This is a genomic window from Kitasatospora sp. NPDC002227, from assembly GCF_040296285.1.
Classification (GTDB): Bacteria; Actinomycetota; Actinomycetes; order Streptomycetales; family Streptomycetaceae; genus Kitasatospora.
The window spans coordinates 1-18,830 of record NZ_JBEOWY010000037.1; the positions used below are offsets into that span (position 1 = coordinate 1).

The window sequence follows — 18,830 nt, forward strand, 5'->3', positions numbered from 1 at the left end:
GCCCCGGTTGTTCACAACCCCATGGCCCCCCCCCCCCCCCCAGAGCTGCCGCTCCGCCCCGCGCGGGTCCTCGACCAGCACCGTGCCGGGGCCGTCGTCGTGCGCGAAGACCAGCACCGTGCGGTCGGCCGGCGTGTACGGCGGCCAGTCGGCCAAGCGGCCCGTGGTGGCGAACTCCAGCCAGCGGCCGTGGAGTTGGTCGGCCAGCGGCTGCGGCGCGTCCGGGCCGACGAAGCTGCGACTGTCGGGCAGGGCCAACACGTCCCAGAGGAAGGGGAGTTCGCTGCCGTGGCAGGCGCCCAGCGGGGCGCCGACCGGATTCGGGGTGACCGGGCTGCGGCGGCCGAACTCGAAGACGTGGGTCGTGGCCGGGGGCAGGCCGGCCCGGGCCTCGGCCACGCGGTAGGACGGGATCCGGAACATCCGGTCGGTCAGCAGGGCCGCCGCCGTCTCGGCGGGCCGCACGCGCGGGTAGGCGGGGCTGCCGCCCGCCGCGTAGTCGTCGTAGCTGCCCGGCGGGGCGCCGTAGGCCTCGACGCGGGCGCGCAGCGGGGCCGGGTCGGTGAGCTGGACCAGCGGGGAGGCGATCAGGAAGAGGCGGTACTCCTCGGTGGTGGTGCCGATCAGCAGGGGCTTCGCGGCGCCCGCCCCCGCCCGCAGGGCCTCGATCGGGCGGCAGGGCAGCACCGCGCCGTCCACCACCGGGACGTACGCCAGCCCGCAGGCGGCGATCGTGCTGCGGCCGAAGCGTGCGGCGTCGGCGGTGCCCCCGACCACCGCGCCGACCGCCGCCTGGGCGGCCGCCAGCGCCTCGGGGGTGCTGCTCGCCAGGCCCGCGAAGTCCGGTGTCACGCCCAGCTGTTCGGCCACGGCGGCGGTGACGCGCAGGGCGTCCGGCACCGCCTGCCCGAGCTCGGCCGAGCCGCTCGCGACTGCCACCCGGTGGAAGAGGTCGCTGCCGGTGGCCAGCAGGGTGAGCGCGCACATCGCCCCGGCGGACTCGCCGGAGAGCGTCACGTCACCCGGATCGCCGCCGAAGGCCGCGATGTTGTCCCGCACCCACTCCAGAGCGCGGAGCTGGTCGAGCAGACCTCGGTTGGCCGGGGCCGGGGCGCCCGGGACGTACCCGAAACCCTCCATCCCCAGGCGGTAGTTGAGCGTCACGCAGACCACTCCGGCGCGCGCGAAGGTGGCTCCGTCGTAGCCGGTCACCGCCGAGGAGCCATTGGTGAAGGCCCCGCCGTGCAGCCAGACCAGCACGGGCCGGGGCGGGCCGTCGGCCCCCGGCGTCCAGACGTTGAGGTTCAGGCACTCCGCCCCGGGGACCACCGGGTCCGTGATCAGCGCGCCCAACTCCCCCGGCACCGGCACTTTCGGCGCGGTCGGGCCGAACGCGTCGGCCGCCCGCACCCCCGTCCAGTGTTCGGGCGGCACCGGCGGGCCGAACCGGTTGTCGCCGAACGGCGCGGCGGCGTAAGGGATTCCGAGGAATCGGGTCACCCCGCCCGCCGTCACCCCCGACACCGTTCCGTACCTGGTCGACACGTCCACCGGGCCACCTCCTGGGCAACAGGACTCCAGCGTAGGAGAACTGTCGCCGTGCCGGGTCTCCCGACACACGGAACGGCCGAAGGGGGCGGTCACCGGGCCGGCGCCCGGTGACCGCCCCCTTCGGCGGGATGGATCAGAACTGGGTGGAGATGGTCACGCCGCTGAAGTCGGTCTGGGCGTAGAGGCTGATGTAGCGGTAGCCGGCCGTCGGGTTGTTGACGGTGATCGACTGGGTGGTGCCGGCGCTGGTGGAGGAGGCGGTGAAGGCGCTCGGGGAGGCCCAGGTCGCGTCGTTGTAGTACAGGTACGCGGTGCCGGTGCCGCCGGAGGTGTTGACCTTCAGCGTGGTGGTGCCGGCGGGCAGGTAGATGTACATGTAGTCGCTGTTGCCCGCCGTGGCGGTGCGGCCGGCGCGGGAGCAGTTCTGGCCCATCGCGTCGGTGCGCTGGTCGGTGCAGGTGGGCAGGGTGGTGCCGGTGCCGACGGTCACGGTGGCCGTGCCGGGGGTGCTGGCGGACTTGCCGGCGCTGTCGGTGACGGTCAGGTCGACGGTGTAGGAGCCCGGGTTCACGTAGCTGTGGGTCGGGTTCTGCTGGTTGGAGGTGCTGCCGTCACCGAAGCTCCAGTGCCAGGCGACGATCGGGTTCGGGCTGGCGTTGACCACGGACTTGTCGGTCAGCGTGACGGTCGGGCCGTTCACCGACTGGGTCCAGAGCGAGGTCGGGCCGGCGGCGTAGCAGGCACCGGCGGCGCAGCTGTTCAGCCAGGCGTCGAAGTCGGCGTCGTAGGCGGTGCCGATCCCGTTGTAGACCTGGTAGCCGCCCTGGTAGTCACCCGCACGGAAGTGGGTGAGCATGTTGGTGATGTCCGCGTAGTGCTTCTCCATCATGTAGCGGACCGCCAGGTAGCCCCAGGGGTAGGTCCGGACGGAGTCCGCGTTGCTGTAGCTGCTCTGGAAGAGGGTCGACAGCTTGTAGGTGTGCTTGGCCGCCTCGCTCATCGCCTGGGTGTCGGTCTGGCCGCGGTAGGCGTAGGACTCGTACTCGGCGACACCCTCGATCCACCAGATGGAGGGCACGGACGTGGAGTTGCCGAAGTTGCCCTTCATGTCGTAGATGCCGTCGAGGTAGTGGGTGTACTCGTGGTTGAGGTTCCACACGTTCGCCGGGAAGTCGTCGATCCAGGACTTCAGGAACATCACGGTGACCGGCTGGTTGCTCGGGTCGGTCGGGTCCATCAGGGTCTGGCCACCGTTGTTGGTGCCGTTGTTGTAGATGGCCCAGGAGTAGTTCTGGTAGTCCGCGGTGTTGGCGAACACGGCCATCGTGACGGTGCTGCCGTACGGGTTGACCGGGCCGTGGTCCTTCGTCATGTTGTGGAAGAAGGTGTCCTCGCCGCGCAGGCTCGCGCAGACGGCGGCCAGGTCGGCCGGCGAGAGGTTCGCGGTCTTGATGGTGCGGTTGTCGCAGACCAGCTGGTTCGGCAGCAGGGCGGCCGCCAGCTTGGTGGGCAGGTTGCAGATGTCGAGGTAGGAGCAGGCACCCGGGTCGTACGCGTTGGCCTGGTAGGCCGTGTGCACGTAGAGCAGCGCGCTCGGGTAGGCGATCGGGGTGGAGTCGAGGATCGCCTTGGCGACGGGCTTGACGGCCGTCTCGACGGCGCCGCCGTCACCGGCCATCCGGCCGATCGCGTTGCCCGCGTTGGAGTCGAGGTAGGCGTTCGGGCCGCTCAGCAGGTCCTTGTGGTTCTGCGCGAAGTTGCCCACCGAGGTGACGATGCTGGTGTCGGCGGCGACGGCACTGACGAAGGCCGGGTTCCAGTTGCCGCGCCACAGCGGGGTGGCGAGGACGTTGTTGACCGCCTTCACCATCTTCGGGTACGCGTTGTACGAGTTGTTGTACGCGTCCAGCAGCTTCTTGTAGGTGCCGAGGTAGTGGCCCTGGCTGTTGGCGCTGTCGGTGAGGATCACGACCTCGGAGAGCACCGCGCCGTTGTTGTCGCTGACGGCGTACGCGTTGGTGTTCGCGAAGAACGCGTCGAGGGCGGCCACGTTGGCGGTGGTCAGCGCGGCGTCGTAGTTGCCCACGGCGCTCGCGTTGTTGGACTGCACGTACCACCCGGCCCGCAGGAACATCACGAGCTGCAGGATGCTGGTCGAGTTGTCGCCCGGGTAGGTCTTCGCCAGCTGCTGGAAGGCGTTGGCGACGGTGAGCATCTGGGATTCCTTGAAGATGTTCCCAGCGTCGGTGCCCGTCACGTTGTACAGCGTGTTCATGCAGTCCGTGGTCGAGCCCTCGATGAAGGAGACCAGGTTCGCACCGCTGCGGCTGCCGAAGTCGGAGGCCAGGCAGCTCTGCGCGGTGGCGGGGGCGGCCAGGGCGTGCGCACCCGTGCGGGGGGCGGCCTTGACCGGGGCGAGCGCCTGGTAGGGGCGCGGCGTGGTCTGCAGGGCGGTGCCGGGCGCCCGGGTGACGGCGTTCTGGCTGACATCGAAGGCGGAGAGCGGCTTGCCGGTCTCGATGCCCTCGTTCGGAGCCCCGGCCGGCAGCTCCGCGCCGAACGGCTTCGGCGCGGCGTGGGCCTTGGCGGCGGCGGGCGCCTTGGCGGCGGCGGGTGCCTTGGCGGGCGCGGCCAGCGCCTGGGTCGGCAGCAGGGTGGCGGCGGTCGCGCTACAGGCGATCACACCCGCCATCAGCGTGGGCAGGGGTATGCGAATACGCACAGCGCATCCTTCTGACGTGGGGGGATGGTGGGGGTAGCTGACAGGGGCTCAGCTGTGACGGGTTGGGGGATCCGTCAGGAATCCTGCCATCGGTCGACAGGTCAGAACAATGTCACAGGTCATATGACATGAGAAGGCGGTGTCATAACACCGTTGCCAAGACAAGACGTAGGACGAAACCGCAGGTGACGGGGCAACTACGGTCGGGTGGCCCGGTACGTCCGGGAGGCCCAGGCGCGGAACTGCGGCGAGACGCCGACCAGCTCCCGGTACGCGGCGGTGGCGGCCCCGTACATCGTCTCGACCACTTCGCCGCTCACACCGGTGGCCCGCCAGGCCAGCAGGTGCCGGATCCAGATCGGCGTGCCGGCCAGCGGCTTGACCACCACCTCGCCGAGCGGCCGGGTGGTGGCCTGCACGACGGCGACGCCCAGACCGGCGGCGATCATCTCCTGCAGCTCCAGACGCCCGCCGAGGAACTCGTGCACCGTGACGGGGGTGAACCCCGCCGCCGCGCAGGCCCCGTAGAAGACGGCGTGCCAGCCGGCGCCGTCCTCGGGACTGAGGAACCACGCCTCCTCCGCGAGGTCGGCCAGCGAGACCTCGGTGCGGTGGCGCAGATGATGGTGGGCGGGCAGCGCGACGAAGCCCGGCTCGGTCACGATGCCCCGCAGCGCCACGGCCGGGGAGTGGTGCAGCTCGCGGCCGGGGTAGTCGACCGCCAGCACGGCGTCGGCGTCGTCGCGCTCCAGCAGGTCGATCAGGTCGTCGGAGCGGTAGACGGTGCTCACCGCGAAGCGCAGATCGGGCTGCTGGTGCCGGGCCCGGGTGACCAGGCCGGGCAGGATCGGCGAGTTGGTGGCGGCCACCCGCACCTCGCGGGCGGGCCGCCCGGTCTCCTCCTCGGGGCGCCGGCCCAGGCCGTCCGCCCTGGTCAGCAAGTCCCGGGCGGCGGCCAGCACCTCCACCCCGAAACAGGTCGGGGCGACACCGGTGGCGGTGCGCTCGAAGAGGGGGGCTCCCAGGTGCCGTTCGATCCGGCGCAACTGGGTACTGGTGGCCGGCTGCGAGGCCCCGAGCAGGACGGCGGCGCGGCCCACGCTCCCCGCGTCGGCGATGGCACAGAGCACCCGCAGGTGGCGCAGCTCCAACTCCATGGACCCCTCCTCGACCCGGCGGCCCCACCCTCCGGCCCGGCGGCGAGCAGGTGGCGGCCGCGAGCTATGCAATGGCACACGTGACATGTCAAGACGCCTACCTTTGCTCCGCTCCGCGGCCCCGTCAAGCCCCAGCCGGGTCGGGCGGCGTGCCACCGCCCCGCAGGTCAGGGTGGCGACCCGTCAGAACCGACCTTCACCTGACCAGTTACAACCGGAGTTGGCTACAGGTTGGTCAAGATTTTGCCTAAGTGATGGCCAGTTTGGCGGCTCACCGACAAGCTCTGTGCAGCTTGTCCCTCCATTACCCCACTTGGAGTCAGAGTGAGCCCCTCCTCCTCTCGGCGTCGTCCCTTCGCGGCCGGCGCCCTCGCGGTCAGCGCCGCCCTCGTCGCGGTGTCCTTCCAGACCGGTTCGGCCTCGGCCGTGTCCGTCCGGGACGCCGCGATCGCCCACGCCAAGGCCAACGTGGCCCACAAGGCCTCGGCCTTCGGCTTCGGCGCGGACCAGGCGCTGGTGGTCAAGGACGTCATCATCGACGCCGACGGCACCCAGCACGTCCGCTTCGACCGCACCTACCGCGGACTCCCCGTGGTCGGCGGTGACCTGGTCGTGCACCAGGACTCGCACGGCCGGTTCAAGGGCTCCTCCCAGGCCGCCGCGCACGAGGCCAAGGTCACCTCCACCGTGCCGGCCGTGGCCGCCCAGCAGAGCGCCGGGCACGCGCTGCAGGCCGCCCCGCACATCAACCAGGCCACCAGCACCCCCGAGCTGATCGTCTGGGCCGCCGACGGCACCCCCCGCCTGGCCTGGCGCACCACCGTCGCCGGGGTCGGCCCGCACGGCGAGCCGGCCGGCCAGGTGGTCGTCACCGACGCCAACTCCGGTGCGGAGATCGAGTCCTACTCCACCGAGGAGCAGGCGACCGGTACCGGCCACTCCGAGTACACCGGTGACATCTCCCTCGCCACCACCCAGCAGGCCGACGGCACCTTCGCGCTGATCGACCCCGTCCGCGGCCACAGCACCCGGGACGCGCACAACCTCTCGGCCAGCTCGGTCAAGGCCACCTCGGGCACGCTGCTGACCGACGCCGACAACGTCTGGGGCGACGGCAAGAAGTTCTCCACCGACCGGGCCACCGCCGCCGTCGACGCGCACGCCAACACCGGCTGGACGTACGACTACTACAAGAACACCTTCGGCCGTAACGGGATCAAGAACGACGGCAAGGGCGCCACCGTCTTCGTCCACGTGGGCACCAACTGGGACAACGCCCAGTGGTCCGACGCCTGCTTCTGCATGATGACCGGCGACGGCAACGGCACCACCGACCCCGAGCAGGTCGACCTCGACACCATGGGCCACGAGATGACCCACGGCGTCACCAGCGCCACCGCCAACCTGCGCTACAGCGGCGAGTCCGGCGGGCTCAACGAGTCCACCAGCGACATCTTCGGCACCATGGTCGAGTGGTACGCCAACAACAAGGTGGACACCCCGGACTACCTGTTCAGCGACCAGTCCACCCCGCCGTGGCTGCGCCGCTTCGACAAGCCCTCCCTCGACGGCGCCTCGGCCGACTGCTGGAGCAAGACGGTCGGCCGCCTGGACGTGCACAACTCCTCGGGCGTCGGAAACCACTGGTTCTACCTCGCCAGCGAGGGCAGCGGCTCCAAGACCATCAACGGCTTCACCTACAACAGCCCGACCTGCAACGGCTCGACGGTCACCGGTATCGGCAACCAGAAGGTCGCCGCGATCTGGTACCGCGCGCTCACGGTCTACATGACCTCCACCACCACCTACAAGGGCGCCCGCGCGGCCTCCCTCAGCGCCGCCACCGACCTGTACGGCGCCACCAGCGCCGAGTACAAGGCGGTGGCCGCGGCCTGGAGCGCGGTCAGCGTCTCCTGACGGTCCGTCGACGGGCGGTCACCCTGGTGCGGGGGTGGCTGCCCGTCGGCGTGCGGCGGCCGTCAGAGTGCCCCGACGGTCAGCGCGACGCTGCCCCGGCCGTCCTGGCCGACCGCCTCGCGCACGGCCCGCCACCCGGCGAGCCAGGCGGCGAAATCCACCGCGGCCTCCCGGACCAGCCCGCTCGCGTGGTCACGCCACAGCAGCAGGGCGGCGGCGCCCGAGCGGACCAGCCAGGCCTCCTCGCCGTCGAAGATCTCGGTGGCCGCGGGCAGCGCGCGAAAGCCGCGCGGACCGGCGCCCGCCGTGGCGAACGCGGGCCGGGGACCACCCTCGTGCCACCTGTGCAGGCCGGCGAAGAGCGCCGAGGCGCCGAGGCCGGCCGCGCCGGGCAGCGCCGGCTGTGGTGCGAGCCGGTCCAGCAGGTCGTCGATCTCGCCCTGGACCAGCCCGACGACCGACCAGGCGTACGGGTCCCCGATCACACCGCACGGCAGCACCAGCCGGATCCGGCAGAACCGGTGTGCACCGTCGCCCGCCGTCTCGGCGGTCCAGTGCCATCCCGCAGAACTGCCCTGCTCGGTCATGGACCGGAGCATATCCACCCGGCCTGCCGCGCTCAGGCTCCCGGCGCCGGGGCGGTGCTGTCCCGGACGACCAGTTCGGGGCGCAGCAGTTGGAGCGAGTTGGCGGCGCTGCCCGTCTTGGTGACGGCGCGCAGCAGCAGTTCGACGGCCTGGCGGGCCATCTCCCGCCTGGGGAGGGCGATGCTGGTCAACGCCGGGCGGGCGAGCCGTACTTCGGGGTTGTCGTCGTGGCCGATGACCGAGAGGTCCGCCGGCACCCGGCGGCCTGCCGTCCGGGCCGCCTCGAGTGCGCCGAGGGCGAGGATGTCGTGGGTGGCGAAGACGGCGGTCACCGCCGGGTCGGCGGCGAGCGCGGCGGTGGCCGCCGCGACCCCGCCGGCCAGGGTGGGTTCGGGCGCCAGGTGCACGGCGTCGTCCGGCACGCTGATCCCGTCGGCGGCGAAGGCGCGCCGGAAGCCCTCGATCCGGACGGTGTGGGCGGGGCTGGCCAGCACGGCCACCCGCCGGTGGCCGAGCTCGCGCAGGTGCCGCCCGGCCAGGTACCCGGCGCGCTCGTAGTCGATGGTGACCACCGGGAAGCGGTCCGGCACCTCCGTCTCCCAGGCGCACAGCACCACCGGGAAGGCGGCGCCCGCCAGCAGCGGGAGGTGGTCGATCAGGTCGCGGTCGCCCGCGATCAGCAGGGCGTCCACCGAGCGGCTGGTCAGGCTGGCCAGGTGGCGCCGGGCCCGCTCGCCGTCGAGGCGGGTGGTGCAGAGCAGCAGGTGGTAGCCGTGCTCCTCGAGGACGTCCTCGACCTCCTCGATCAGCTCGGCGTAGAACGACCCGCCCACGGTGGGGACGAACAGGCCGACCGTGCGGGTGCTGCCGGTGGCCAGCGAGCGGGCCACCAGGTTGGGCGTGTAGCCGAGCTCCTCGATCGCGGCCCGCACCCGGGCCGCCGTCGCCGGGCGGACGGCCACCCGGCCGCTGAGCACGTTGGAGACGGTCTGCTTGGTGACTCCGGCGCGCTCGGCCACGTCCTGCATTGTCACCATCGGGCTGTCCCTCTTATTGGACCGGTAAACCATAGGCCAACGAAACGTAGCCCGCCCCTCCACCACCGTCAAGTCTCTCTCATCCCAAGGGTTTCACTGCTTGGAACCGATCTCGGCAGGACCCTTGTTTTACCGGTCAAAAAGCCCCTAGCGTGCCAGCCATCCCCCAAGAAGGAGTACCCGTGTCCACTCCTCGACGAAGGCTGGCCCGCACCGCCCTCGCCACCACCCTCACCACGGTCCTGGCCGCCCTCGCGGGCGGCGGCGCACTGGCCGCCCCACCCGCGAAGGCCCCGGCCCCCGCCGCCCCCACGTACACCGTGACCGTCGGCACCACCGGCTCCTACGCCTACCCCACCGACACCCCCGCCGCCGCCTACCTCGACAAGGACGGCACCTTCTGGTTCCAGCAGTCCGCCTCGCTGTACGGCGCCAAGGACCCGCGCTACTGGGAGTTCTACTCCGGCACCGACTTCGACAGCGCCACCAGGTCCGCGGTCAGCGACGCGGTGAACCCGGCCAACAGCAGCGACCGGAACAACGACACCACCTGGCGCTGCGACAACAGCCCGACCGGCCTGACCGCCACCGCCGCCGGCAGCGGCTCCGGCTACTCGCAGAAGAACTTCTGCGACCTGGTCGGCACCTGGGTCGACCCGGACACCGGCAACTGGGTCGGCCTGGTGCACAACGAGTTCACCCCGCAGCCCTTCGGCGACGGACTGCACTACGACGCGATCGACTACGCCGTCTCCACCGACCAGGGCCGTACCTGGGCGATCAAGGGCCACGCGATCACCTCGCCCTACAGCACCACGCGGGGCGACACCGCCGCCTTCCCCAACCAGACCTACGACTACGGGGACGGCGACCAGCGCCTGTACGTCGACACCGCCTCCGGCTACTTCTACGTCTACTACGGCTCCCGGATCATCCCCAAGGGCGGCGTCGGCGGCAGCAACGGCGGCCTCGCCCACGTGGCCCGGGCCCCGATCTCCGGCAAGATGGCCACCGGCACCTGGCAGAAGTGGTACGACGGCGCCTGGACCCAGCCCGGCGTCGGCGGCCTGGAGAGCAACATGGTGCCCGTCGACGCGAACAACGCGAACGGGTACACCCCGGTGGCCGCCGACTACCGCCCGAGCACCACCGGCACCGTGGACCAGCAGGTCGCCGCGGGCCAACTCCCGCCCAAGTCGGACCTGTTCATCATGAACATCACCTACGACGCCCAGCTCGGGCTGTACCTGGGCGAGCCCGAGGTGGTCACCGGCACCGCGCCGCAGCGGTTCTACGTCACCGACGACCTGGCCACCCAGAAGTGGACCCTGATCGGGGACAGCGGCTCGTACACCTCCGGCTCCTGGTACCGCTGGTTCGTGGACAGCGCCAACCGGACCAGCTCCACGATCGTCGGCCGCAGCTTCCGCTCGTACTGCTCGATCGCCTGCGCCACCTCCGACGGCGAGTACGCCAACCTCACCATCGACTCCTCCTCCCCCGCCGCCCCGCCGGTCGACCCGGGCCGGACCTACCGGGTGGCCAGCGGTGACGGCCGGGTGCTCGCCCAGGTCTCCGGCGGCCCGGCCACCACCTCGCTGGCCGCCGCGACCGGCTCGGCGCTGGAGTCCTGGAGCTTCCAGGCCGTCGGCGACGGGTCCTACCGGATCGCCAACGCCGCGACCGGGCAGCTGCTCGGCGTCGACGCGACGCTCACCGGCTCCCGGGCCTGGGGCAGCAGGCCGACCGTCACGGCGGCCGTGAGCGGGACGGCCGCCGTCGGCCAGCAGTGGTTCGTACTGCCGTCGGGCGGCGGCGCCGTCCGGCTGGTCAACCGGTACAGCGGCCTGGTGATCGGCCTGTCCGCCGCCTCCGGCCGGCTCGCCGAGACCACTCCCGGCCGCAACTGGACCGACACCAGCGGCAGTTCGGTCGGCGGTGGCCGCACCGCCGCCGAGCAGACGCTGAGCCTCACCCCGACCGGCAGCGCCGCCGAGACGGTGGTGGTGGCCGGCCCCGGCGCCCGCACCGGCACGGTCGGCACGGCCGTCTCGCTGCAGCTCACCGCGACCGACAACCTCGGCAAGCCGCTCACCTTCACCGCCACCGGCCTGCCCGCCGGGCTGAGCATCAGCGCCTCCGGCCTGGTCACCGGCACCCCGACCGCCGCCGGCAGCTCGACCGTCACGGTGACCGCCTCCTCCGGCACGGCCACCGGCTCGGCGAGCTTCGGCTGGACGGTCAACGGGGCACTGAGCGGCACCCGCGTGCTGGCCACCGGCGGCAAGGCGCTGGACGACCCGGGCCACTCGACCGCCCAGGGCACCCAGCTGATCACCTGGCGGACCAACGGCGGCGCCAACCAGGGCTGGGTCCTCACCCGGCAGCCGGACGGCTCCTACCAGCTGGCCAACACCGAGTCCAAGCTCTGCGCGGACGTCAGCGGCGGCTCGACCGCCGCGGGCGCCGCGGTCATCCAGTGGGCCTGCACCGGCAGCTCCAACCAGAGCTGGCAGGCCAACCGCCTCGCCGACGGCAGCTACACCTTCACCTCCGTCAGGAGCGGCCTGCTGCTCACCACCGCCGGCACCAAGGACGGCGCCCTGGTGACCCAGCAGGCCGACACCGGCTCGGCCCTCCAGCACTGGACCGTCTCCTGACCCACCCGCCGACCCCGGCCCCGGGCAGCCCGCCCGGGGCCGGACCGGCTCATGGCACGATCACCGTCAACGCCGTGTCGGTGACGGTGAACCCCAAGGACTCGTACACCGCGCGGGCCGGGTTCGCCGCGCTCACGACCAGCTCGACCGCCGCCACCCCGTCGGTCGCCGCCCCGGCCAGCGCCAGCCGCAGCAGCGCCCGCCCCAGCCCCCGTGCCGACCGCGCCGGGTCGCGGAACACCTCCGCCACGAACGGCTGCCCGCCCCGGTCGGTGAGCACCGCGCCCGCCACCACCTGACCGTCCGGCCCGACCGCCAGCCGGCTCGAGGGCAGCACCGGGCCAAGCAGCCCGCCGCTCAGCAGCGGCCCGAGCCGCTCGGCCAGCGCCTGCTCGTCGCCGCCCGCGTAGTGGTCCGGATGGCCGGGCGGGAAGGCCGCCCGCCAGGCCGGGAACACCTCGGCCGCGGGCCGGTCGCACGGCGCGGCGTGGCAGCCGTCCGGCAGCGCCACCCCGACCTGCACCGCCGCCCCGACCTGCACCGCCGCCCCGCGCATCGTGTGCGCGTGCCGCAGCGCCACGGCCCCCTCCCGGAGCAGCGCCTCCCCCAGCTCCACCGGCCCGGAGACCACCCAGCCGCGCAGCTGCGTCAGCACGTACCCCACCGGATCGGGCCCCACCACCTCCAGCAGGTCCGCCCACGGCCGCCCCTCCCGTACGCCCCGCAGGTACGTGACCACCGGCCGGCCGTCCGGCGCCGCCCCAATCTCCCGTGCCGTCATCGGCCGACCTCTCCTTCGTCCCTCTTTGACAGGCCCATGCGCAGAAAGGCGCAGGTTACGGCAGTGTGCGGGCCTTCGGAGATAACGGCGCGTCATATCTCCTACACCGTCAGGTTCCTTGCACATTTATGAGCCATCAGAGGCCCGCAGCATCGAGCTCCGACGCTTGACCGGCCCTCCTCCCGGCTGGGAACGTCTTGATCAGCACGGGGCGCACACAATTTCGATACCAACTGCCAGAGCTACTCAGCGTGTTCACGCTAACTGCGGCGCCCTCACGCGCCGCCTCCGGCCGACCGGACACACCCTCTGCACGGGCTGTCCACATCCCCACACCCTCACGCCGTCTCCAAGGAGAGCCCGATGACCCGCAAGACCGACATGTACGGCATGACCGGTATGTTCAGAGCCAACCCCGCCCTGGCCGCGCTCGCCATCGGCTCGCTGCTGCTGACCGGCACCACCGTGGTCGGCGCCTCCACCGCCGTGGCCGCCACCACCGGCACCTCGGACCAGGTGCCGTTCGCCAATGCGGCGGGATCCCAGGGGCCGGCCCAGCCGGTGCCCGGCGCCACCAGCGGCGGCACCCTCGACGTGCTGCAGCAGGACACCTTCGGCCACCTCGACCCGGCCCAGGTCTACGTCAACAACCAGGCCCAGCTGGCCACCCTGATCGACCGCGGCCTGACCACCTACCGCCTCGACAACAACGGCAACTACTCCGTGGTCGGCGACCTCGCCACCGACAGCGGGCGGCTCAGCGACGGCGGCCGCACCTGGACGTACACCCTCAAGGACAACATCCGCTGGGAGGACGGCACGCCGATCACCTCGGCCGACATCCGCCAGACCGTCGAGCGCCTGTTCGCGCCGTTCATCGACGCCGGCCCGACCTACCTCCAGCAGTGGCTGGCCAACACCAGCGGCACCGACTACCGCAAGCTGCTCCCGAACGGCCCGTACGACGGCACCCACCTGCCCGACTCGCTGCTCGCCACCCCGGACGCGAAGACCATCGTCTTCCACTTCCCGAAGCCGCAGCCGGACCTGCCGTACGCGCTCGCCCTGGCCGGGTACAGCGCGGTGCCGAAGGCCAAGGACACCAAGGAGGCCTACGACCTGGCCCCGGTGGCCTCCGGCCCGTACCGGATCCAGGAGTTCAAGCCGGGCGTCTCGATGACGCTGGTCCGCAACCAGCAGTGGGACCCGGCCTCGGACTCGGCCCGGCACCAGTACCCGGACAAGTTCCAGATCTCCTTCAACGTCTCCAGCGTGGACTCCACCAACCGGATCGCCGGTGACGCGGGCGAGGACCAGGACGCCCTCTCCTTCACCAACTCCGTCGCCCCGGCGGCGATCGGCGGCATCATGGCCGACCCGGCCAAGGCCGCCCGGACGCTCAGCGGGTACCAGTCCTACGTCAACCAGGTGAACTTCAACACCAAGCGCATCACCGACGTCCGGCTGCGCCGCGCGCTCGCCTACGCCATCCCGACCAAGGCCGTCTTCGACGCCCAGGGCGGCCCCTACGGCGCCGAGCTGGCCGGCAGCTTCATCAGCCCGACCATGCCGGGCTACCGCAAGAGCGACCCGCTCGGCAAGGTCGCCCACCCCGAGGGCCAGCCGGAGCGCGCCCTGCACATCCTCAAGAGCCTGAACAAGGTCGGGACGAAGATCCGGTACGCCTTCGTCGACAGCCCGGCCGGCCAGCAGTACTCGGCCGCCATCGCCGACGCCCTCACCAAGGCCGGCTTCAGCGTCGAGCGGGTGGCCATCCCCGGCCGCAACTACTACGACAACGTCGGCCGGGTGGACAACGCGTTCGACATGTACGGCTCCGCCTGGGGCGCCGACTGGCCGAGCGGCACCACCGTCATCCCGCCGGTCTTCGACGGCCGCACCGTGGCCGACGGCTCCTCGAACCACTCGATGGTCGACGACGCCTACGTCAACGCCCAGATCGACCGGATCTCGAACATCACCAACGAGCAGAAGGCCGGTGCGGCCTGGATGCGGCTGAGCGACTACATCGCCCGGGACGTGGTGCCGGCCGTCCCGACCGTGTACTACAAGCAGGTGCAGATGGTCGGCTCGAAGGTCGGCGGCGCCGAGTACCACCGATTCTTCTGCAACATCGACCCGACGCGGCTGTACGTGAAGCCGTAGTGCGGTAGCACCTCGAAAGGGCTGGGACTCATCGGAGTCCCAGCCCTTCGTTTCTGACGGCCCGTCAGGCCTTCTTCACCACACTGGACTTGAGCTGCATCGCACCGAATCCCTCGATCCGGCAGTCGATGTCGTGCCCGTCCACCCCGTCGACCAGGCGGATGTTGCGCACCTTGGTGCCGGCCTTGATCCCGGACGCACTGCCCTTGACCTTCAGCGCCTTGACCACGGTCACGGTGTCCCCGTCACTGAGCACATTGCCCACCGAGTCCTTGACGACCCGCTCCCCGGCGCCCGCCGCGGCAGCCCCCTCACCGGGAGCCCACTCGTGCGCGCACTCCGGGCACACCAGCAGGTCGTTCATCTCATAGGTGTACTCACAGGCACAGACCGGACACGGGGGAAGGTTCTCGCTCATACGAAGAGTATAAGTTGCAAAACTCTTCACTTTGACGGCACGCACCGGTGGACCGAGTGCTACGTGCCGCTCGGCGAGCGGCACACCGCCGCGATGGTGCGGATCGCCCAGGCCTGGCGGCCCGATCTGCTGGTGCACACCGGGTGGGAGTACGCCGGCCCCCTCGCGGCGGCGCGCCTGGGCATCCCGGCGGTGCTGCACGGCTGGGGCCTGGCGGCCCCGGCCGAGCTGGACGCGCCGATCGCCCGCGCGCTCGAGCCGCTGCACCGCAAGTGGGGGCTGGACGCCGGGGTGCCCGAGCCGTGGCGGGAGATCGACGTCTGCCCGCCGAGCCTGCAGGTGCGCGACCACGACCGGCCGCTGGTGAAGTTCGGCTGGGCCCCCTACAACGGCTCGGGCGTCGTGCCGGCGTGGCTGCTCGGCGCCCCGGAGCGCCGCCGGATCTGCGTCACCCTCGGCAACGTACCGATCATGGGCGACCACGCCACGGTACTCGCCTCGGTCCTGGCGGGGGTGCGCGGCCTGGACGCCGAGGTGGTGATCGCCGGCAGCGCCCGGCTGGCGTACGACGGGCTGCCGGAGGGCGTCCGGGTGCTCAGCGGGCTGCCGCTCAGCGCGATCCTGCCCGGCTGCGACCTGGTGGTGCACCACGGCGGCGCGGGCAGCGCGTTCGCGGCGCTCGCCCTGGGGCTGCCCTCGCTCGCACTGCCGCAGATGTGCGTGCAGTACCAGCACGCCGACCGGATCGCCGAGGTCGGCGCGGGGCTCTGCCTGCACCCGGAGCAGGTCACGGCCGACTCCCTCGCCGCGGCGCTGCGCACCCTGACCGAGAACACCGACTACCGCGACACCGCACGCCGTCTGCGGCAGGAGCTCGCCGAGCAGCCGCCCGCCGGGGAGGCCATGGCCCAGCTCGAAGCCGCCGCCCGCTGACCGCTGACCGCCACGACCACGCCGAAGGGACTTCGCATGAACGCCACCAGCACCCTGACCCTGGACGACGCCCGGACGCAGGCCCGCGCCGAGCTCCTCGACGCCGCCCGCAAGTACCACCAACTCGCCGAGACCGCCCGGCCGTTCATCCCCGGGCAGACCCCGCTGCTGCCCGCCGGCGCGGTGCTGGACGAGGAGGACCGGGTCGCCCTGGTGGCGGCCGCGCTCGAGCTGCGGATCGTCTCCGGCGAGTTGAGCGCGAAGTTCGAGCGCGAGTTCGCCAGGCTGTTCGGCGCCCGCAAGGCCCACCTGGTGAACTCGGGCTCCTCGGCCAACCTGCTGGCCGTCAGCGCGCTCACCTCGCCCCAGCAACACCGTCCGCGCCTACCACGAAGCCCGCTTCCGGGGCGACGTCCCTGCCGCCGCCGCGCTGGTCGGCGAGGGCTTCGGCTTCCGCAGCCCGTTCCCCACCTCCGACAGCCCCACCGGCCTGTCGGCATCACCCAGCACACCGCCGAGCACTTCCGCCTCCGCGGCGGCCGGATCGTCTCGATCGCGCTGATCTTCGACCCCACCCCCTGGCAGGCCGTCATGGCCGCCGCCGGGCCGGCCGCCGGCTGACCCCGGACCGGGACGGCGGTACGGCGGCCCCCCTAACCACGCCCCTGAACACCTGCGCGAAGGGTGCCGGCGGCGACCGGCCGCGGGAGGATGCTCCATGTTCATCCAAAGATGGGCATTCCCGGGTCGGAGAGGAGCCCGCCGTGCAGCAGGTGACGCTCGGACCGGCGGCCCAGCAGTTGGTGCGGGAGGGCTTGGACTGCGCCGGACCGGCCGTGGACGAGCACCTGCCGGACGGGCGGCTCGCCGTGCGGACAGGGGTGTTCGTGGTCGACCCGCCGTTCTTCGGCAACGGCGACGTGGGGCGGGTCGCGGTCTGCGGGGTGGTCAACGAGCTGGCTGCGGCGGGGGCCGAACCCCGGCGGGTGGCGCTCGGCCTCATCGTGGAGGCCGGGCTGCCGGTGCGGCTGCTGCGACGGCTGGTCCGCTCGATCCGCGAGGCCGCCAGGGAGGCCGGCGTGGCGATCGCCTCGGCGGACGTCGAGGTGGTCCGGGCCGGGGAGGCCGACCAGGTCTTCGTCACCGCCACCGGCTTCGGCGTCCACCGCCACCCGGCCCCGCAGCCCGCCGCACTCCGCCCCGGCGACCGCATCCTGCTCTCCGGCCCGCTCGGGGACCACGCCGCACACGTGCTGACGCTGCGCGGCGCCCCCGGCCTGGAGAAGTACGTGGACAGCGATTGCGCCCCGCTGACGGCCCTGGCCGCCGCCGTCGTGCCGCAGGCCCGGTACGCCGTGGCGGTCGGCACCGGGGGCCTGGCCGCCGTGCTCGACTCCTGCACCACGGCCCGCGGCCTGACCCTGCGGATCACCCGCTCGGCACTGCCCGTCCGCCACCAGACCCGGATCGCGCTCGGCCTGCAGGGGATCGACCCGCTGCACGCCGACAGCGCGGCCAGCCTCTGCCTGTTCGTACCGCCGGAACACCGGGCCGAGGCCTTGCGCCGGCTGCGCACCCACGCCCAGGGCCAGTACGCCTGCGACATCGGCGAGGTGACGGGCAGTCAGCTGGCCCTGGTGGAAGTGGTGGACGGCGACGGCACGGCGCGCCCGCTGGAACGGCCCCGCACCACCGGGCCGGTACGGCTGCGCTAGGCGCCGGGTGAGGGGGGCCTAGGGGTGGCGGTCCGACAGTTCGTAGTCCGAGCACGGCCGTAGCAACGAAGTCCTCGGTGCACAAGTTGCCATTCAGCTAGTTACCACCGTCCACGGCTGGCCGCCCGTCCGCCGACCCGCCCACCATGGACCGGGACAAGGAGATGCCATGACAGTGCAGCACATTCAGACCACACCGGTCCGCCCGCCGCACTACCCGCACGACGAAGGCGCACGGCACCTGATCCACTGTCCCTCCTCGTGGGAGCACTACCTGCTGGACGCCCCGAGTCTGGGCGAGGAGCACTTCGTCCTGGTCGGCGACCTGCCCGTACGGCACCCGCTGTTCAACGACGGGCCCGGGTACTTCCACGACGCGCAACTGGCCACCGAGGCCGTCACCGAGATCGGCGCCTTCGTCGGACACCACTACTTCGGCATCCCCGAGGACCGCACCGGTCTCATCCACCGCTTCTCGCTGGAGCTCACCGAGCTCTCCGCCTGGCGCGCCCTGGGCTCCGGCGCGGGTGAGGGCGCCGGACGGATCGCCACCGAGATCACTGCGGTGCCGGCCAACATCATGAACGAGGTGCCGCGCTGCCTGGAGCTCCGGCTCGAGCTGCGGATCGACGACGTGCCCTGCGGGCGCGGCTCGGCCGGGCTGATCTTCCTGATGCCCAAGCTCTACCGCAAGCACCTGGAGACCAGCCGCCGCGTCCTGCGCGAGACGCCCGAGCTGGCCGACCGGCCCGACGGGCACCCGCACCCGGCCCGGCCGGCCGAGGTGGGCCGGGGCCGGGCGGACAACGTGGTGGTCAGCGAACCGGCCACCGACGCCCGGGGCCGGTACTCCACCTGGCTGCTCTCCGAGGGGGTCAGCCCGGTGGTGGTCGGCCTGCAGGGCGAACTGACCGGGCTGCACCTGCTCGAGGCGCTGCGCCAGTCCGCCGTGCTGGCGGCCGGCCGCAGCGCCGGGCTCGACCCGGGGCGCTGCACCCTGGCCGCCTCCGAGGTCGACTTCCGCGCCCAGGCCTCCCTCGACCTGCCGCTGCGCTGCATCGCCGTGCCCGGCCCGCGCGGCCACGACGGGCACGGCCGCCCCGCCGTACCGGTCACCCTGACGGTGACCCAGCACCGGCGCGCCGTGGCCGAGGCCCGGCTCACCGTCGTGCAGGACCTCTGAGCG

14 protein-coding genes are annotated in these 18,830 nt (G+C 72.2%); 7 read left to right on the top strand and 7 right to left on the bottom strand.

Annotated elements, in window-relative coordinates; translation table 11 throughout:
• The 3 genes from ABT095_RS27150 to ABT095_RS27160 all read right to left on the bottom strand — a co-directional run.
• A partial coding sequence (locus tag ABT095_RS27150; RefSeq protein WP_350532142.1) for a carboxylesterase/lipase family protein occupies positions 1 to 1,551 on the bottom strand: 1,551 nt, incomplete at its 3' end.
• A 133-nt stretch (positions 1,552 to 1,684) separates the two neighbouring features.
• Positions 1,685 to 4,273, bottom strand: a complete 2,589-nt coding sequence (locus ABT095_RS27155; RefSeq protein WP_350532143.1) for a collagenase — start codon at positions 4,271 to 4,273, stop codon at positions 1,685 to 1,687.
• A 197-nt stretch (positions 4,274 to 4,470) separates the two neighbouring features.
• Positions 4,471 to 5,430 (bottom strand): LysR family transcriptional regulator, encoded by a 960-nt coding sequence (locus ABT095_RS27160; RefSeq protein WP_350532144.1) that lies wholly within the window; start codon positions 5,428 to 5,430, stop codon positions 4,471 to 4,473.
• 324 nt (positions 5,431 to 5,754) lie between these two features.
• Between ABT095_RS27160 and ABT095_RS27165 the strand changes: the two genes are divergently transcribed.
• Positions 5,755 to 7,347, top strand: a complete 1,593-nt coding sequence (locus ABT095_RS27165) for a M4 family metallopeptidase (RefSeq protein ID WP_350532145.1) — start codon at positions 5,755 to 5,757, stop codon at positions 7,345 to 7,347.
• A gap of 62 nt (positions 7,348 to 7,409) precedes the next feature.
• Here ABT095_RS27165 and ABT095_RS27170 read toward each other — a convergent pair whose 3' ends face one another.
• Positions 7,410 to 7,934, bottom strand: a complete 525-nt coding sequence (locus ABT095_RS27170; RefSeq protein WP_350532146.1) for a hypothetical protein — start codon at positions 7,932 to 7,934, stop codon at positions 7,410 to 7,412.
• A gap of 32 nt (positions 7,935 to 7,966) precedes the next feature.
• Positions 7,967 to 8,971, bottom strand: a complete 1,005-nt coding sequence (locus ABT095_RS27175) for a LacI family DNA-binding transcriptional regulator (RefSeq protein WP_350532147.1) — start codon at positions 8,969 to 8,971, stop codon at positions 7,967 to 7,969.
• 182 nt (positions 8,972 to 9,153) lie between these two features.
• Here ABT095_RS27175 and ABT095_RS27180 point away from each other — a divergent pair, with 182 nt between their 5' ends.
• A complete protein-coding gene (locus ABT095_RS27180; protein ID WP_350532148.1) occupies positions 9,154 to 11,631 on the top strand; it encodes an RICIN domain-containing protein in 2,478 nt (825 codons plus the stop codon).
• 49 nt (positions 11,632 to 11,680) lie between these two features.
• Here the strand turns inward: ABT095_RS27180 and ABT095_RS27185 are convergent, their stop codons facing one another.
• The gene (locus tag ABT095_RS27185; RefSeq protein WP_350532149.1) at positions 11,681 to 12,412 is read right to left on the bottom strand and encodes a GNAT family N-acetyltransferase; all 732 of its coding nucleotides are present in this window, start codon (positions 12,410 to 12,412) and stop codon (positions 11,681 to 11,683) included.
• A 363-nt stretch (positions 12,413 to 12,775) separates the two neighbouring features.
• On the opposite strand from ABT095_RS27185, the gene ABT095_RS27190 reads away from it, so the two are divergent.
• Positions 12,776 to 14,578 carry an ABC transporter substrate-binding protein gene (locus ABT095_RS27190; RefSeq protein WP_350532150.1) on the top strand — a complete coding sequence of 601 codons (1,803 nt, stop codon included), beginning with the start codon at positions 12,776 to 12,778 and terminating at the stop codon, positions 14,576 to 14,578.
• A 64-nt stretch (positions 14,579 to 14,642) separates the two neighbouring features.
• Here ABT095_RS27190 and ABT095_RS27195 read toward each other — a convergent pair whose 3' ends face one another.
• Complete coding sequence (locus tag ABT095_RS27195; RefSeq protein WP_350532151.1) at positions 14,643 to 14,996, bottom strand: zinc ribbon domain-containing protein YjdM; 354 nt, start codon at positions 14,994 to 14,996, stop codon at positions 14,643 to 14,645.
• 63 nt (positions 14,997 to 15,059) lie between these two features.
• On the opposite strand from ABT095_RS27195, the gene ABT095_RS27200 reads away from it, so the two are divergent.
• From ABT095_RS27200 to ABT095_RS27215, 4 genes are all read left to right on the top strand, one after another.
• Positions 15,060 to 15,929 (top strand): glycosyltransferase, encoded by an 870-nt coding sequence (locus tag ABT095_RS27200; protein ID WP_350532152.1) that lies wholly within the window; start codon positions 15,060 to 15,062, stop codon positions 15,927 to 15,929.
• Between the two features lie 36 nt (positions 15,930 to 15,965).
• Positions 15,966 to 16,550: a DegT/DnrJ/EryC1/StrS family aminotransferase gene (locus ABT095_RS38890; RefSeq protein ID WP_502885024.1), complete on the top strand. Its 585-nt coding sequence runs from the start codon at positions 15,966 to 15,968 to the stop codon at positions 16,548 to 16,550.
• Positions 16,551 to 16,693: 143 nt separating this feature from the next.
• A complete protein-coding gene (locus ABT095_RS27210; protein WP_350532153.1) occupies positions 16,694 to 17,644 on the top strand; it encodes an AIR synthase related protein in 951 nt (316 codons plus the stop codon).
• A gap of 169 nt (positions 17,645 to 17,813) precedes the next feature.
• Positions 17,814 to 18,827, top strand: coding sequence for an AfsA-related hotdog domain-containing protein (locus ABT095_RS27215; RefSeq protein ID WP_350532154.1), 1,014 nt, complete (start codon positions 17,814 to 17,816; stop codon positions 18,825 to 18,827).
• Positions 18,828 to 18,830: the final 3 nt, after the last annotated feature.